The sequence below is a fragment of the Pseudomonas sp. HMSC067G02 genome, from assembly GCF_001813485.1.
Classification (GTDB): Bacteria; Pseudomonadota; Gammaproteobacteria; order Pseudomonadales; family Pseudomonadaceae; genus Pseudomonas; species Pseudomonas aeruginosa.
The window spans coordinates 22,964-37,488 of the sequence record NZ_KV812610.1; the positions used below are offsets into that span (position 1 = coordinate 22,964).

The 14,525-nt window shown below is 67.0% G+C and carries 15 protein-coding genes; 5 read left to right on the forward strand and 10 right to left on the reverse strand.

Annotation, left to right across the window (positions count from 1 at the left end):
• Positions 1 to 58: 58 nt before the first annotated feature.
• From HMPREF2914_RS00550 to oxyR, 3 genes are all read right to left on the reverse strand, one after another.
• On the reverse strand, positions 59 to 1,468 hold the full coding sequence (locus tag HMPREF2914_RS00550) for an aminoacyl-tRNA deacylase and HDOD domain-containing protein (protein WP_003136268.1): 1,410 nt from the start codon (positions 1,466 to 1,468) through the stop codon (positions 59 to 61).
• Between the two features lie 89 nt (positions 1,469 to 1,557).
• Positions 1,558 to 3,633 (reverse strand): ATP-dependent DNA helicase RecG, encoded by a 2,076-nt coding sequence (gene recG / locus HMPREF2914_RS00555; RefSeq protein WP_003096624.1) that lies wholly within the window; start codon positions 3,631 to 3,633, stop codon positions 1,558 to 1,560.
• On the reverse strand, positions 3,630 to 4,562 hold the full coding sequence (gene oxyR / locus HMPREF2914_RS00560) for an oxidative stress transcriptional regulator OxyR (RefSeq protein WP_003096622.1): 933 nt from the start codon (positions 4,560 to 4,562) through the stop codon (positions 3,630 to 3,632). Before oxyR ends, recG begins: the two co-directional genes overlap by 4 nt.
• Before the next feature lie 137 nt (positions 4,563 to 4,699).
• Between oxyR and HMPREF2914_RS00565 the strand changes: the two genes are divergently transcribed.
• The 3 genes from HMPREF2914_RS00565 (at position 4,700) to HMPREF2914_RS00575 (ending at position 7,038) form a co-directional block, all read left to right on the forward strand.
• Positions 4,700 to 5,551, forward strand: a complete 852-nt coding sequence (locus HMPREF2914_RS00565; RefSeq protein ID WP_023092768.1) for an NAD-dependent epimerase/dehydratase family protein — start codon at positions 4,700 to 4,702, stop codon at positions 5,549 to 5,551.
• Positions 5,551 to 6,351, forward strand: coding sequence for an AraC family transcriptional regulator (locus HMPREF2914_RS00570; protein WP_023980359.1), 801 nt, complete (start codon positions 5,551 to 5,553; stop codon positions 6,349 to 6,351). The genes HMPREF2914_RS00565 and HMPREF2914_RS00570 overlap by 1 nt, the downstream gene beginning before the upstream one ends.
• Before the next feature lie 66 nt (positions 6,352 to 6,417).
• Complete coding sequence (locus HMPREF2914_RS00575) at positions 6,418 to 7,038, forward strand: LysE family translocator (RefSeq protein ID WP_003096613.1); 621 nt, start codon at positions 6,418 to 6,420, stop codon at positions 7,036 to 7,038.
• A gap of 6 nt (positions 7,039 to 7,044) precedes the next feature.
• Here the strand turns inward: HMPREF2914_RS00575 and HMPREF2914_RS00580 are convergent, their stop codons facing one another.
• The 6 genes from HMPREF2914_RS00580 to HMPREF2914_RS00605 all read right to left on the reverse strand — a co-directional run bounded on the left by HMPREF2914_RS00580 (position 7,045) and on the right by HMPREF2914_RS00605 (position 12,332).
• The gene (locus tag HMPREF2914_RS00580) at positions 7,045 to 7,776 is read right to left on the reverse strand and encodes a hypothetical protein (RefSeq protein WP_003096611.1); all 732 of its coding nucleotides are present in this window, start codon (positions 7,774 to 7,776) and stop codon (positions 7,045 to 7,047) included.
• Between the two features lie 54 nt (positions 7,777 to 7,830).
• Positions 7,831 to 8,211: a RidA family protein gene (locus HMPREF2914_RS00585; RefSeq protein ID WP_003096609.1), complete on the reverse strand. Its 381-nt coding sequence runs from the start codon at positions 8,209 to 8,211 to the stop codon at positions 7,831 to 7,833.
• A 61-nt stretch (positions 8,212 to 8,272) separates the two neighbouring features.
• The gene (gene spoT, locus HMPREF2914_RS00590) at positions 8,273 to 10,378 is read right to left on the reverse strand and encodes a bifunctional GTP diphosphokinase/guanosine-3',5'-bis pyrophosphate 3'-pyrophosphohydrolase (protein WP_003096603.1); all 2,106 of its coding nucleotides are present in this window, start codon (positions 10,376 to 10,378) and stop codon (positions 8,273 to 8,275) included.
• A 65-nt stretch (positions 10,379 to 10,443) separates the two neighbouring features.
• Positions 10,444 to 10,710 (reverse strand): DNA-directed RNA polymerase subunit omega, encoded by a 267-nt coding sequence (rpoZ, locus tag HMPREF2914_RS00595; protein ID WP_003096602.1) that lies wholly within the window; start codon positions 10,708 to 10,710, stop codon positions 10,444 to 10,446.
• A gap of 88 nt (positions 10,711 to 10,798) precedes the next feature.
• Complete coding sequence (gene gmk / locus HMPREF2914_RS00600) at positions 10,799 to 11,410, reverse strand: guanylate kinase (RefSeq protein ID WP_003098317.1); 612 nt, start codon at positions 11,408 to 11,410, stop codon at positions 10,799 to 10,801.
• 58 nt (positions 11,411 to 11,468) lie between these two features.
• The gene (locus tag HMPREF2914_RS00605; RefSeq protein ID WP_003096599.1) at positions 11,469 to 12,332 is read right to left on the reverse strand and encodes a YicC/YloC family endoribonuclease; all 864 of its coding nucleotides are present in this window, start codon (positions 12,330 to 12,332) and stop codon (positions 11,469 to 11,471) included.
• 180 nt (positions 12,333 to 12,512) lie between these two features.
• On the opposite strand from HMPREF2914_RS00605, the gene rph reads away from it, so the two are divergent.
• Both rph and HMPREF2914_RS00615 read left to right on the forward strand, forming a co-directional pair.
• Complete coding sequence (rph, locus tag HMPREF2914_RS00610) at positions 12,513 to 13,232, forward strand: ribonuclease PH (protein ID WP_003096595.1); 720 nt, start codon at positions 12,513 to 12,515, stop codon at positions 13,230 to 13,232.
• 46 nt (positions 13,233 to 13,278) lie between these two features.
• Positions 13,279 to 13,650 (forward strand): DUF4870 domain-containing protein, encoded by a 372-nt coding sequence (locus HMPREF2914_RS00615; protein ID WP_003096590.1) that lies wholly within the window; start codon positions 13,279 to 13,281, stop codon positions 13,648 to 13,650.
• Between the two features lie 58 nt (positions 13,651 to 13,708).
• On the opposite strand, the gene HMPREF2914_RS00620 is transcribed toward HMPREF2914_RS00615, so the two are convergent.
• Positions 13,709 to 14,488: an exodeoxyribonuclease III gene (locus HMPREF2914_RS00620; RefSeq protein WP_003098313.1), complete on the reverse strand. Its 780-nt coding sequence runs from the start codon at positions 14,486 to 14,488 to the stop codon at positions 13,709 to 13,711.
• Positions 14,489 to 14,525 lie beyond the last annotated feature (37 nt).

Sequence of the window (14,525 nt, forward strand, 5' to 3'; positions counted from 1 at the left end):
TCTCATCCGGGCTGCGGCCGCAGCCTTTCGGTAGTGCGTTTCGCGGCGGACTACCCGGTCACCCCGGCAAGCGATTGAACTGGGCCGCCAGTTCGCGCAGGGCCGCTTCCGCTTCCAACACCTTTTTCACGGCGTCCCCGGCCTTCTCCGGGGTGATCCCCAGGCGCTCGTACAATGCCGCCGGAATCGCTTGCTGCGGGCCATCGCCGATGCCGCTGTTGCGCAGCAACCGGTTGGTCAGGCAGATCAGGTTGGCGTAGACCGCGTTCGGCCCGGTGTAGCTGGGGTCCTGCTGGAAGCGCAGGGCGCAATAGAGGTCGTCAGGCATGTCCCAGACGCGCATCAGCCAGGCGCCGATCTGCTCGCGGGTGATCCCCAGCAGGTGCTGTTCGATGTAGGCATGGCCGAGGTGCGGGTTTACCTCCAGGTGCCGGCAGATCAGCGAGAAATGCGGCGGGAAGACATGCGCCAGGACCAGGTAACCGAAATTGTGCAGCAGGCCGCCCAGGTAGCTCAGGCCGGACTCCGGGCGCAGTTCGCGTGGCATGGCGCGGGTCAGGCCCTCGATCACCGCGGCGGTGTAGATCGCCTGCTGCCAGTAGGGCGTGGCCTGCTGCGGCTGGTCCTTGGGCAGGCTCAGGCTCTTGCCCAGGGCGAGGCCGAGGGCCAGGTTGATCACCAGGTCGAAACCGAGGACGCGGACGATCGCGTCTTCCACCGAGCGGATCTTGCCCGGCGCGGCGTAGTAGGGCGAGGCCGCCCAACTGACCACCTGGGCGGCGAGCGCCGGATCGGTTTCCACCAGGCCGGTGATGTCGTCGACGCTGGCGTTGGGGTCGACCCGCAGTTTGATGATCTTCTGCGCCGTCTGCGGCAGCGGTGGAATCTCGATGGTCTGCTCCAGGCGCTGCTGGATGCGCCGGGCGGTGAAGGCCTGCACGGCCTGGCTGATTTCCGCGCGGTCGTCGTCCGGGCGGTCAAGGTTCAGGTTGATGTTTTCCAGCGGTTCGCCGAAGCGCGCGGCGCTGGCCTTGCCCAGCAGGCCGCGGAAGTCGTTGCTGGCGATCTCCAGGAGGATGCCGGGCTGGCCGGACTCGATCAGCAGGCGCGGTTCCTGCAACAGGCGCTCGTCGTACAGGCAGGGCGAACTGGTCAGGGGCGGCAACGCCGGCAGGCGGTGCAACTCGTGCTTGCCGAGCATTCGTTCCAGGCGCTCGGGCTCGATCGCCAGCAGCTTGCGGCCGGTCAGTTCGGTGAGCCGGGCGAGGTCCAGCAACTGGCTCTGCGGGAACAGCACCAGCAGGGTGCCGACGGCGTCGTCCAGCAGCACCGCCTGGACCCGGCGGGCGGCAGGCAGCTCCGCGCTGTCGCTGACCTCGCGGCAGGCGATGCCTAGCTTGGCGAGCAGCTGGAGGATGACCTGGGGGGCGTGAGGAGCATCGGCGGAGGCCAGGGCGGCTTCTGTCATGACGAGACCATGCGAGCTGGATTTTCCCTCAGTATAACCAGAGCTGCTTCAAGACTGAGACCTACGCCGGTCAGCGAGAGCGAAATAGATCACACTTGACCGTATTGCTGGCCGTGGCGCAACCACCGTTCGAGCAGCGGGCTGACATGCTGCGGCCAGTGCGCCAGGAGGGATTGGGCGGCATCGCGGACCGCCGGCAGCAGGTCTGCGTCGCGCATCAGGTCGGCGACCTTGAATTGCAGCAGGCCGGTCTGGCGGGTGCCGAGCATTTCGCCGGGGCCGCGCAATTCCAGGTCCTTCTCGGCGATGACGAAGCCGTCGCTGGTTTCGCGCATGATGCCCAGCCGCTCGCGGCCGATCTGCGACAGCGGTGGGTGGTAGAGCAGCACGCAGTGGCTGGCGGCGCTGCCCCGGCCAACCCGGCCGCGTAGCTGGTGCAGTTGGGCCAGGCCAAGGCGCTCGGGGTTCTCGATGATCATCAGGCTGGCGTTGGGCACGTCGACGCCGACCTCGATCACCGTGGTCGCCACCAGCAGTTGCAACATGCCTTCCTTGAAGGCCTCCATCACCACGGCCTTGTCCGCCGGCTTCATGCGCCCGTGGATCAGGCCGACACGCAGTTCGCCCAGCGCCGAGGAAAGCTCTTCGTAGGTGGTCTCGGCGGCCTGGCAGGTAAGCTCCTCGGACTCTTCGATCAGGGTACACACCCAGTAGGCCTGGCGCCCTTCGCGGCAAGCCGCGCGGACTCGCTCGATCACCTCGATACGGCGGCTGTCGGCCACCAGCACGGTATTCACCGGGGTACGCCCGGGCGGCAGCTCGTCGAGGATCGAGGTGTCGAGGTCGGCATAGGCGCTCATCGCCAGGGTCCGCGGGATCGGCGTGGCGGTCATGATCAACTGGTGCGGGCAGAGCCTGCCGTCCACGCCCTTCTGGCGCAGGGCTAGGCGCTGCTGCACGCCGAAGCGGTGCTGTTCGTCGATGATCGCCAGTGCAAGGCGCTTGAATTTCACTTCATCCTGGAACAGCGCGTGGGTGCCGACCACCATCGGCGCGCCGTCGCCGATGCGTTCCAGTGCCGCCGCGCGGGCCTTGCCCTTGAGCTTGCCGGCCAGCCAGGCGACTTCGATGTCCAGCGGCTGGAGCCACTTGCTGAAGTTGAGGAAATGCTGCTCGGCGAGGATCTCGGTCGGCGCCATCAGCGCCACCTGGTAGCCGGCCTCTATGGCTTGCAGGGCGGCGAGGGCGGCGACCACGGTCTTGCCGGCGCCGACGTCGCCTTGCACCAGGCGCAGCATCGGTTCGTCCTGGGCCAGGTCGTAGGCGATCTCCGCGCCGACCCGGCGTTGCGCGCCGGTCGGCTGGAAGCCGAGGTTGGCAAGGAAGCGTTTCGGCAAGCGGCTGGCCGCCGGCAAGCGCGGCGCTGCCTGCGAACGCACGGCTTCGCGCAGGCGCTGCAGGGATAACTGGTGGGTCAGCAGTTCTTCGAAGGCCAGGCGCAACTGCGCCCAGTGCCGGCCTTCGGCCAGTTCCTCGATGTCGGCGTCCGGCGGCGGCCGGTGCAGGTAGCGGATCGCCTGGTCGAGCGGGCCAAGTTGGTAATCGCGGGCCAGTTCCGCCGGCAGCCAGTCGGGCAGGCTGCTGGGACCGAGCATGGCCAGGGCCTGTTGGCTCAACTGGCGCAGGCGCTGCTGGGTGAGTCCTTCGGTAGTCGGGTAGATCGGCGTCAGGGTCTGCTCCACCGGAATCGGTTCGTCGCCGTTCAGTGCGCGGTATTCCGGATGGTAGATCTCCAGGCCCGATGCACCCGGCCGGACTTCGCCGTAGCAGCGCAGGTGGGTGCCGCGCTTGAGGCCGTCCTTCTGCGCCTGGCTGAAATGGTAGAAGCGCAGGCTCAGGGTGCCGCTGCCGTCCTGTAGGCGCACCAGCAGGCTGCGGCGGCGCCCCATCACCACGTCGGCGCCGGCCACCACGCCCTCGACCACCGCGTCGGCCCCTGGCCGCAGTGCGCCGATGGCGGTGACGCGGGTACGGTCCTGGTAGCGCAGGGGCAGGTGGAACAGGATGTCCTGCAGGGTTTCCAGGCCTACCCGAGCGAGCTTCTCCGCCAGCGCGGCGCCTACGCCCTTTAGCGCGGTGACCGGGACCCTGGACAGCTCGGTCATGCGATTTGCGGTTGTTCCTGGGTTTGCGGGCGGGCCACCGAGCACAGGCGGATCGAGTCGGCCAGCACTTCGATGGCGCGTGGACGCGGGAAACTGGCGCGCCAGGCGATGGCAACGGTACGGAACGGCACCGGCGCGCTGAACGGGCGCACTTCGATGACGCCCGGCGCGTAGTGGTGGCTGTCCACCGCGGAGAACGGCAGCACCGAGACGCCCAGTCCGGAGGCGACCATGTGGCGGATGGTCTCCAGCGACGAGGACTCCACCGTGGTGTGCTTGTTCTCGTCGCCCTTGCGCACGGTCGGGCAGGCTTCCAGCACCTGGTCGCGGAAGCAGTGGCCTTCGCCGAGCAGGAGCAGGCTCTTGTCGTTGAGCAGCTCGGAATCGATGCTGGCCTTGGCGGTCCAGGGATGGTCGGCCGGCATCAGCACATAGAAGGGCTCGTCGAACAGCGGCTTGGTCAGGACGTCGGCTTCCTGGAACGGCAGGGCGATGATGATCGCGTCGAGTTCGCCGGTGCGCAGCTTGTCGCGGAGGATATGGGTGAAGTTCTCCTCGATGTACAGCGGCATCTGCGGCGCGACCCGGTGCAGCTGGGGAATCAGGTGCGGGAACAGGTAGGGACCGATGGTGTAGATGGCGCCGACCTTCAGCGGCGCGGCCAACTGGTTCTTGCCGGCCTGGGCCAGCTCGCGGATGCCCTGGGCCTGTTCGAGGACCTTCTGCGCCTGGGCGACGATGCCTTCGCCCACTGGCGTCAGGCGCACGGCGCTCTTGCTGCGCTCGAAGATCAGCACCCCCAGCTCGTCCTCGAGCTTCTTCACGCCGACCGAGAGGGTCGGTTGGCTGACGTGGCAACGCTCGGCGGCGCGGCCGAAGTGTTGTTCCTGGGCGAGGGTGACGATGTAGCGCAGTTCGGTGAGGGTCATGGCTGCTCATCCGTTAAGATCGGCCAAGCATAGCGGCTGCACCGCCGCGAACCAACCTCCGGGGGCATGATCGGGCGTGCATTGCAGACGATTCGACGCCTACACTGCCCGCCTTGTTGTAGGAAGGAGACGGCTTCATGTCGCAAACAGTGATGATCGCCGGCTGCGGCGATGTCGGCGGGCGCCTCGGCGAGGCACTGCTGGCCGATGGCTGGCGGGTCCATGGCCTGCGTCGCTCGGTGGACGCCTTGCCGCAGGGGATCCTGCCGGTGGCTGGCGATCTGCAGGCTCCGGAGTGTCCCGCGCAGTGGCCGAGCGAGCCGCTCGACTACCTGGTGTACAGCGCCGCCGCCAGTCAGCACGACGAGGCTGGCTACCGTGCCGCCTACGTCGACGGCCTGCGCCATGTGCTGGGCTGGTTGCAGGCCCACGGCCAGCGGCCCAGGCGCCTGCTGTTCGTCTCCAGCACCGGGGTCTACGCGCAGACCGATGGCGGCTGGATCGACGAGGAGTCGCCGGCGCTTTCCCAGGCCTATTCCGGACGGATCATGCTCGACGCCGAGCAGGTCGCGCTGGACAGCGGGATACCGGCTACCCGCGTGCGCCTGGCCGGCATCTACGGTCCGGGGCGGGAATGGCTGCTCAACCAGGTGCGCCAGGGTTACCGGGTGGTCAGCGAGCCGCCGCTGTATGCCAACCGGATCCACGCCGACGATGCGGCCGGGCTGCTGGCCCTCCTGTTGCGCGCCGATACCGGCGGCCAGGCGCTGGAGGACTGCTACATCGGTGTCGACGACGCGCCCGTGGCGATGCACGAGGTGGTCGACTACCTGCGCCAGCGCCTGGGCGTCAGCCAATGGGCCGACGAACATTCGGTACGCCGCGCCGGCAGCAAGCGTTGCAGCAACCGCCGCGCCCGGGCGCTCGGCTGGGTGCCGCGCTATCCGAGCTACCGCGAGGGCTACGCGGCGGTGCTCGGGGACGCCTGATGGCTGCCAACCGGTTGTTGGCGCGTCCCTGGCTGCCTGGCGTGGAGCTGTTCCATGCGGACTTCTCCGGCCAGGCGTTCGGCCGCCACAGCCATTCGGCCTTCGCCATCGGCTCGATCCTCCACGGCGTCGGCGGCTACCAGTGCCGCGGGCGGCGCCATGCGCTGCCGGCCGGCACCCTGTCGCTGATGAACCCGGAAGAGCCGCATACCGGGCACGCCGAATCCGAGCGGCTGGTCTACCGGATGCTCTATGTCGAGGAAACGCGCCTGCTCGGCCTGCTCGGCCGCAAACAGTTGCCGCGCGGCTTCGGCGAGCTGAACCCGGCCGACGACGGCAGCGTGGCGGTTGGCCTGGCGCGACTGGCCGAGGACTTCCACCGCAGCGACGCATTGGGGTTGGAAAGCCGCCTGCTGGCCTTGCTCGAACAGGTCTTCGTGCGCCACGGCGGCTTGCGCCCGGCGGCCGCGGCGCCCCGCGACGGCGGAACCACCGCACGCCTGCGCGATTACCTGGAAGCGCATGCCACCGAGGCGCTTGGTCTGGACCAGCTGGCGCAGTTGCTGCAGCGCCACCCGCGCCACCTGATCAAGGCTTTCCGGCGTGCCTACGGCGTGCCGCCGCATACCTACCAACTGCAATGCCGGGTGCGCCAGGCCAAGCGCCTGTTGCTGGAAGAGCGGCCGCTGGCGGAACTCGCCCAGCACCTCGGCTTCTACGACCAGGCGCACTTCTCCACGACCTTCCGGCGTTTCACCGGGGTCACTCCGGGGCAGTTCCGGCGCAGCGCCAAGACCTGAGTTTTTTCCAATACGGCGCCCGCCGCGCTGCACAGACTGGAGGCCTTCGCGTTTCGAGGGGCCTTCATGTTCGCCGCGTTCGTCCTTGTCGCCAGTACCCATTTCGCCGCCCTGCTGTCGCCGGGGCCGGACTTCTTCCTGTTGGTGCGCGCCGCCCTGCTGCGCGGCCGGCGCCAGGCCGACGGGGTGGCCGCCGGCATCGCCCTGGCCAACCTCCTGAGCATGCTGCTGGTGCTCGGCCTGCTGGCCAGCGTGCCGGACTCGGCGCACAGCGCCTTGCGCTGGCTGCAGGCGCTCGGCGGACTGTACTTCCTCTGGCTGGCGGGCCAGGCGCTGCTTGCGCAGAGGCGACTGGAAATGCCGGCGCAGCGCGACGTCCCGTCCCGCGGCGGCTATCTGCGCGGGCTGCGCGACGGCCTGCTGGCGAGCAGCCTGAATCCCAAGCTGCCGATCTTCTATGCGGGGCTGTTCGGCGTGCTGGCGCGCTTCAGCCTGCCGGGCTGGGCACTGGCCCTGTGCCTGGCGTGGATGAGCCTGGCGGTGCTGTGCTGGGACATGGCGCTGGTGCGCCTGCTGGACAGGCCGCGCTGGCGCGGCTGGTTGCAACGGCGGGTAGGTGCGCTGGACCGGCTGTGCGGCGTCCTGCTGCTGGCGCTGGGCGGCTGGCTGGTGCTGGCCGCCCTCTGAGAGGCGTCAGCGCTCCAGCAACCAGACGCGCTTGCCGGGCACGTAGCTGGGCATCTCGTTGGCGCCGGCGGTATTGACCGCTTCGAACAGTTGCAGCTCGTCGTCGTCGAGGCTGAACAGCAATTCGCGGCCGCGGTTGCCTTGTTGCAGCCAGATGCTGTCGTTGTCGCCGCTCATCGCTGCGCAATCGCCGGCCAGGCACAGCGCGTAGCGTTCGGCGCCGGGCAGACCGCTGACCAGGCCATTGGCCTGGAACTCGACCTTGCCGCCCTGGCCCTGGCCTTCGCGGATCTTCCAGCTGCCCTTCAGATAGCTGCCATACAAGGCCCGCTCGAAACCGCTGCCGGCAGGGCTGTTGGCCGCGGGTTGCGGGTCGAGACGGCGGAAACGCTGTTCCGGGCCGTTGGCGCTGGCCTGCTGGATCAGCTCCTTGCCGTCCAGTTCGAGACTCTCCTGGTTGTCGTCGCCATAGAAGGCAACCTTCCAGTGCTCGTCATCGCTCTTGCTCAGGGTCCCTTCGCCCAGTTCGAAGCCGTTGCTGAAGGTGGCTTCGCCTGCCTTGCTGTCGAGCTTCCATTCCAGGTTCGGGCCATAGGCGAGCAGGGCCTCGCGCAGCTTGCCGTCCTTGCTCGCGGCGTCGATCGCGGCCTGGTTGATCCAGGTGCCGGACGGATCGGCCGTGCCGGCGCAGCCGGCCAGCAGGGTGGCGGCTGCGGCGAGGAAAATCACGCGGCGCATCGTGCTACTCCATGCAGAGCGACGGGGCCTTGGGCCCCGTCGCGAACATCCGGCTTATTCGAGGACGACGATGGCGTCCATTTCCACCTGTGCGCCCTTCGGCAGGGCGGCTACGCCGATGGCGGCGCGCGCCGGGTAGGGCTGGGTGAAGTAGCGGCCCATGATCTCGTTGACCTTGGCGAAGTGCGACAGGTCGGTGAGGAAGATGTTCAGCTTGGCGACGTCGTGCAGGTAGCCGCCGGAAGCCTCGATCACCGCCTTGAGGTTCTCGAACACCTGGACGGTCTGCTCCTCGAAGCCCTCCACCAGTTCCATGGTCTTCGGGTCCAGCGGGATCTGTCCGGACACGTAGACGGTATTGCCGGCCTTGATGGCCTGGGAGTAGGTGCCGATGGCGGCCGGGGCGTTGTCGGTGTGGATAACGGTCTTGGTCATGGGAACTCCTTGCTGAAATCGAGTGGGCGCGGGGGCGCCGGATGACACAGGAAAAAGCGGGTCAGCTGCGCAGGCGGGTGATCCGGATCACTCCCTTGAGGGCGCGCAGCTTCTTGATGACGCGGGCCAGGTGGACGCGATCGTGCACGCTGACGACCAGCTGGACCACGCTGATGCGACCGTCGCGCTCGTCCATGCTGATCTTCTCGATGTTGCCGTCGGCCGCGTTGACGCTGGTGGCGAGCAGGGCGATCAGGCCACGCTGGTGCTCCAGCTCGACGCGCAGTTCGACATTGAATTCGCCGGTGACATCCTTGGCCCAGCTGAGCTGGATGCATTTTTCCGGGTTGTGGCGTACCTCGCTGATGTTCTTGCAGCTTTCCAGGTGCACCACCATGCCCTTGCCGGCGGACAGGTGGCCGACGATCGGGTCGCCGGGAATCGGCGTGCAGCACTTGGCGTAGCTCAGGACCAGGCCTTCGGTGCCGCGGATCGCCAGCGGACCCTCGGCGCTCGGCGCTTCCTCGCCCTCGCTGGACAGCAGGCGGCGGGCGACCACGTAGGCCATGCGGTTGCCCAGGCCGATCTCTTCCAGCAGGTCCTCGAAGACTTCCATGCGGTACTCGGCGAGCACGGCCTGGATGCGTTCCTGGGGAATCTTCTCGAGGTGGCTGTCGAAGCCGGTGAGGGTCTTGTTCAGCAGGCGCTCGCCGAGGTTGATCGACTCGGAGCGGCGTTGCAGCTTGAGCGCATGGCGAATATGGGTGCGCGCCTTGCCGGTGACCACGAAGCTCAGCCAGGCCGGGTTCGGCCGGGCGCCCGGGGCGGTGACGATTTCCACCGTCTGGCCGCTCTGCAACGGCTCGGAGAGCGGCGCCAGGCGGCGGTTGATGCGGCAGGCGATGCAACTGTTGCCGACGTCGGTGTGCACCGCGTAGGCGAAGTCGACCGCGGTGGAACCCTTGGGCAGTTCCATGATGCGGCCCTTGGGCGTGAACACGTAGACCTCGTCCGGGAACAGGTCGATCTTCACGTTCTCGATGAATTCCAGCGAGTTGCCGGCGCGCTGCTGCAGTTCCAGCACGCCCTTCACCCATTGCCGGGCGCGGGCATGGGTGCCCTTGGGCGTCTCGTCGTTGGACTTGTACAGCCAGTGCGCGGCGATCCCGTGGTTGGCCATCTCCTCCATCTCGCGGGTACGGATCTGGATCTCGATGGGCACCCCGTGCATGCCGAACAGGGTGGTATGCAGCGACTGGTAGCCGTTGGCCTTGGGAATCGCGATGTAGTCCTTGAAGCGTCCGGGGAACGGCTTGTACAGGCTGTGCACGGCGCCCAGTACGCGATAGCAGGTATCGACCTTGTCGACGATGATGCGGAAGGCGTAGACGTCCATGATCTCGTTGAACGCCTTACGCTTGCCGCGCATCTTCTGGTAGATGCTGTAGAGGTGCTTCTCGCGGCCGATCACCTGGCCTTCCATGCCTTCGCGGGCGAGGCAGTTGACCAGCGACTCCTGGATCTTGCCGACGATCTCGCGGCGGTTGCCGCGGGCCTTCTTCACCGCCTGGCGGATGCGCTCGGCGCGCATCGGGTGCATGGCCTTGAAACCGAGGTCCTCGAACTCCACGCGCATGGTGTGCATGCCCAGGCGGTTGGCGATGGGCGCGTAGATTTCCAGGGTTTCCTTGGCGATGCGCCGGCGCTTCTCGCCGGACAGCACCTCGAGGGTGCGCATGTTGTGCAGGCGGTCGGCCAGCTTGACCAGGATCACGCGGATATCGCGGGCCATGGCCATGGCCATCTTCTGGAAGTTCTCGGCCTGGGCCTCGGCCTTGGTCTCGAAGTTCATCTGGGTCAGCTTGCTGACCCCGTCGACCAGTTCCGAAACCGTCTCGCCGAACTGCGCGGTGAGCGCTTCCTTGGCGATGCCGGTGTCCTCGATCACGTCGTGCAGCATCGCGGCCATCAGGCTCTGATGGTCCATGTGCATGTCGGCGAGGATGTTGGAGACCGCCAGCGGGTGGGTCACGTACGGCTCGCCGCTGCGGCGGCGTTGCCCGTCGTGGGCCTGCTCGGCGTAGTAGTAGGCGCGGCGGACCAGGTTGACCTGGTCCGGCCCGAGGTAGCTCGACAGTCTGTCGGCGAAGGCGTCTATGCCCGGCAAGGGTTCACCCCCTGCCCGTAGGCGGGTTGCGGCGCTCGCAGGCGACGTCGAGCCGAGGCCATGGCTTACAGGGCCTCGGTGTTGGCCTCGTCGTCGAACGCTGCGAACAGCGGTTCGTCCTCGACGATGTCTTCCTGCTGGACGACGTTCTCATCGACCAGGCCGGAAGCGATCTCGCGCAGGGCGACGACGGTCGGCTTGTCGTTTTCCCAGGCCACTTTCGGCTCCTTGCCGCCGGTAGCCAGCTGACGGGCGCGCTTGGTGGCGAGCATGACCAGCTCGAAACGGTTATCGACGTTGTCCAGGCAGTCTTCAACGGTGACGCGGGCCATGGTGTTCCTCGTAACGAAAAGTGAGCCCGACGTTTGCCGGGCGGACTGAATAGTCTAAAAAATCGCCAATCTTTATGGAAGAGCCGATTTAGGCGAGCAGACGACCGAGCAGTTCGGCGTGGCGTTGCTGCTGGGCGTCCTGGCGCAACTGGCGGGCGCGGAAGATCGCCTTGAGGTCGTCCAGGGCGTGGGCGAAATCGTCGTTGATCACCAGGTGATCGTACTCCACGTAGTGGCTCATTTCGCTGACGGCTTCGCGCATGCGCCGCTCGATCACCTCGTCGCTGTCCTGGCCGCGGTTGGTCAGGCGCTGGCGCAGGGCTTCCTGGCTCGGCGGGAGGATGAAGATCGATTGGGCCTCGGGCATCAGCCGGCGCACCTGCTGGGCGCCCTGCCAGTCGATCTCGAGGATCAGGTCGAGGCCTTCGGCGAGGGTTTTCTCGACCCAGCGCTGCGAGGTGCCGTAGAGGTTGCCGAAGACTTCGGCGTGCTCGAGGAACTCGTTGCGTTCGAGCATGGCGAGGAATTCCTCGCGGCTGGTGAAGTGGTAGTTGACCCCGTCCACCTCGCCCGGACGCATGCCGCGGGTGGTATGGGAGACGGACACGCGGACCTCGGGGGCGGCGTCGAGCAGGGCCTTCACCAGGCTGGTCTTGCCGGCGCCGGAGGGAGCGGAAACGATGTACAGGGTGCCGGACATGAGGTGTTCCTGGTGCTTCGTACGGGTTGGAAAGAGATCGGGCGGAGGCGCCCGCCGGTCATTCGATGTTCTGGACCTGCTCGCGCATCTGCTCGATCAGGACCTTGAGGTTGACCGCCGCCTGGGTCGAGCGCGGGTCGAACGCCTTGGAGCCTAGAGTGTTGGCTTCCCGGTTGAGTTCCTGCATCAGGAAGTCCAGGCGCCGACCGGCGGCGCCGCCGGCCTTGAGGACCCGGCGGACCTCGCCGACGTGGGTGGCGAGGCGGTCCAGCTCCTCGGCGACATCGCTCTTCTGCGCCAGCAGGACCAGTTCCTGCTCCAGGCGCTGCGGATCGAGTTCGGCCTTGAGTTCGGCGAAGCGGTCGAGGATCTTCTGCCGCTGGTTGGCCAGCATGGTCGGCACCAGTTCGCGCAGGTTGCCGACTTCCACCAGCATCGCGTCGAGCCGATCGTTGAGCAGCTTCGCCAGCTCCTGGCCTTCGCGCGAGCGGCCGGCCTTGAGTTGCTCCAGGGCCTGGCCGAAGGCTTCCAGGGCGGCGGCGTTGAGCGCCTGCGGATCTGCCGAGTCGGCCACCAGTACGCCGGGCCAGGCCAGCACGGCGAGCGGATCGAGAGGCGCCGGCTGGCGGATCAGGGCGGCTACGCCTTCGGCGGCGGCGACCAGTTGGCGGGCGCGCTCCTGGTCGACCTGCAGGCTCTTGCCGGCGGTTTCCTCGGCGAAGCGCAGGGTGCATTCCACCTTGCCACGCGACAGGCCCTGGCGCAGCGCCTCGCGCACCGCGCCTTCGAGGTCGCGGAAGGCGTCGGGCAGGCGCAGGTGGGGCTCCAGGTAACGGTGGTTTACCGAGCGCAGCTCCCAGCTCAGGGTGCCGTGGGTACCGGCCTGCTCGACGCGGGCGAAGGCGGTCATGCTGTGCACCATGGGTCTACCTCGATAGTCGTGTGGGGAGTGCGTTCGGCGCCGGACGCGCGCGGCTGCCGTGATTCGAGCCGGGCATTGTAACCCACGTCCGGCGGGGCCCGCACGCCGACGGTGGTTGAGAGCCCGGGCTGGCCTCTATAATGGCGGCCAATTCCGCTTTCTCAGTACAGGATATCCACGATGAATCGTCCCAGTGGCCGTGCCGCCGACCAGCTGCGCCCGATCCGCATCACCCGCCATTACACCAAGCACGCAGAAGGTTCGGTGCTGGTCGAGTTCGGCGATACCAAGGTGATCTGCACCGTCAGCGCCGAGTCCGGGGTGCCGCGCTTCCTCAAGGGCCAGGGCCAGGGTTGGCTGACCGCCGAGTACGGCATGCTGCCGCGCTCCACCGGCGAGCGTAACCAGCGCGAGGCCAGCCGCGGCAAGCAGGGCGGTCGTACCCTGGAGATCCAGCGCCTGATCGGCCGTTCCCTGCGAGCGGCGCTGGACCTCAGCAAGCTCGGCGAGAACACCCTGTACATCGACTGCGACGTGATCCAGGCCGACGGCGGCACCCGCACCGCCTCGATCACCGGCGCCACCGTGGCGCTGATCGACGCCCTGGCGGTGCTGAAGAAGCGTGGCGCGCTCAAGGGCAATCCGCTGAAGCAGATGGTCGCCGCCGTTTCCGTGGGCATCTACCAGGGCGTGCCGGTCCTCGACCTGGACTACCTGGAGGATTCCGCCGCGGAAACCGACCTGAACGTAGTGATGACCGATGCCGGCGGCTTCATCGAGGTGCAGGGAACCGCCGAAGGCGCGCCGTTCCGTCCCGCCGAGCTGAACGCCATGCTCGAACTGGCCCAGCAGGGCATGCAGGAGCTGTTCGAACTTCAGCGCGCCGCGCTGGCCGAATGAGCAGACGCCCGGCACTGCCTGCCGGGCCCCGGAGAAGGAGCACTACATGAACGATGTATCCGAAGAGGTCGCCGCGACCCCCGGCCAGGAAGCCCGGCAATGGGCGATGTTCTGCCATTTCGCGGCATTCATCGGCCTGGTGTTTCCCTTCGGCAGCCTGCTCGGGCCGCTGATCGTCTGGCAACTCAAGCGCGAGAGCGATCCGTTCGTCGACGCCCAGGGCAAGGAAGCGCTGAACTTCCAGATCACCGTGGCGCTGGCGATGTTCGTCAGCTTCCTGCTGATGCTGGTGGTTATCGGCTTCTTCCTGCTCGGCCTGGTCTGTCTGGCGGCGCTGGTGTTGACCATCATCGCCGGCATCAAGGCCAACGAAGGCAAGGCCTATCGCTATCCGTTCTGCCTGCGGCTGATCAAGTAGGCCGCACGTGGAATAGAAAAGCCGGCGCATGCGCCGGCTTTTTCGTGTCTGACGGGGCTCAGATGCTCAGTTGCCAGTCGTAGTCGACGATCAGCGGCGCATGCTGGGAGAAGCGCGGCTGGCGCGGCAGCTTGGCGTTGCGCACGAAGCGGCGCAGGCCGGGGGTCAGCACCTGGTAGTCGAAGCGCCAGCCGAGGTTGAGCATCTCGGCCTGTTCGCTGTCCGGCCACCAGCTGAACTGGTCGCCTTCGCGGCTGACTTCGCGGAGGGCGTCGGCATAGCCGAGGTTGCCGAACACTTCGTCCAGCCAGGCCCGTTCGGGCGCGAGGAAGCCCGGCATCTGCTGGCATTCGCGCCAGTTCTTCACGTCCATCTTCTGATGGGCGACGTACAGCGAGCCGCAGTAGATGTATTCGCGGCGCTTGCGACGCTGCTTGCTCAAGTAATGGGTGAAGTCGTCCATGAACTTGAATTTCTGGTTCAAGCTCTCGTCTCCGCTCTGCCCGGAAGGCAGCAGCAGGGTGGCGATACTCACCTTGTCGAAGTCGGCTTGCAGGTAGCGCCCGTAACGATCGGCCGTTTCGAAACCTAAGCCGCTGATCACAGCTTTGGGCTGCAAACGGCTGTAGAGTGCGACACCGCCCTGTTCGGGTAGCTCGGCATCGCAGGCATAAAGGAAGTAGCCGTCCAGTTGGAAGGACGGGTCATCCAGATCGAAGGCGGAGGCTCGGGTGTCCTGCAAGCAGATCACGTCGGCATTCTGTGCTTGCAGCCAACTGAGCAAACCGCGCTCGGCCGCAGCCTGAATACCATTCACGTTCACACTGATGATCCGCATAAATGGCCCCCAAAATCACGTGCGTGTATGATACCCG

What these genes read in the sequence shown, in the direction of transcription:
- HMPREF2914_RS00550 (WP_003136268.1), bottom strand. Translation starts at nt 1,468, where the DNA reads ATGACAGAAGCCGCCCTGGCCTCCGCCGATGCTCCTCACGCCCCCCAG.
- recG (WP_003096624.1), bottom strand. Translation starts at nt 3,633, where the DNA reads ATGACCGAGCTGTCCAGGGTCCCGGTCACCGCGCTAAAGGGCGTAGGC.
- oxyR (WP_003096622.1), bottom strand. Translation starts at nt 4,562, where the DNA reads ATGACCCTCACCGAACTGCGCTACATCGTCACCCTCGCCCAGGAACAA.
- HMPREF2914_RS00565 (WP_023092768.1), top strand. Translation starts at nt 4,700, where the DNA reads ATGTCGCAAACAGTGATGATCGCCGGCTGCGGCGATGTCGGCGGGCGC.
- HMPREF2914_RS00570 (WP_023980359.1), top strand. Translation starts at nt 5,551, where the DNA reads ATGGCTGCCAACCGGTTGTTGGCGCGTCCCTGGCTGCCTGGCGTGGAG.
- HMPREF2914_RS00575 (WP_003096613.1), top strand. Translation starts at nt 6,418, where the DNA reads ATGTTCGCCGCGTTCGTCCTTGTCGCCAGTACCCATTTCGCCGCCCTG.
- HMPREF2914_RS00580 (WP_003096611.1), bottom strand. Translation starts at nt 7,776, where the DNA reads ATGCGCCGCGTGATTTTCCTCGCCGCAGCCGCCACCCTGCTGGCCGGC.
- HMPREF2914_RS00585 (WP_003096609.1), bottom strand. Translation starts at nt 8,211, where the DNA reads ATGACCAAGACCGTTATCCACACCGACAACGCCCCGGCCGCCATCGGC.
- rpoZ (WP_003096602.1), bottom strand. Translation starts at nt 10,710, where the DNA reads ATGGCCCGCGTCACCGTTGAAGACTGCCTGGACAACGTCGATAACCGT.
- gmk (WP_003098317.1), bottom strand. Translation starts at nt 11,410, where the DNA reads ATGTCCGGCACCCTGTACATCGTTTCCGCTCCCTCCGGCGCCGGCAAG.
- HMPREF2914_RS00605 (WP_003096599.1), bottom strand. Translation starts at nt 12,332, where the DNA reads ATGGTGCACAGCATGACCGCCTTCGCCCGCGTCGAGCAGGCCGGTACC.
- rph (WP_003096595.1), top strand. Translation starts at nt 12,513, where the DNA reads ATGAATCGTCCCAGTGGCCGTGCCGCCGACCAGCTGCGCCCGATCCGC.
- HMPREF2914_RS00615 (WP_003096590.1), top strand. Translation starts at nt 13,279, where the DNA reads ATGAACGATGTATCCGAAGAGGTCGCCGCGACCCCCGGCCAGGAAGCC.
- HMPREF2914_RS00620 (WP_003098313.1), bottom strand. Translation starts at nt 14,488, where the DNA reads ATGCGGATCATCAGTGTGAACGTGAATGGTATTCAGGCTGCGGCCGAG.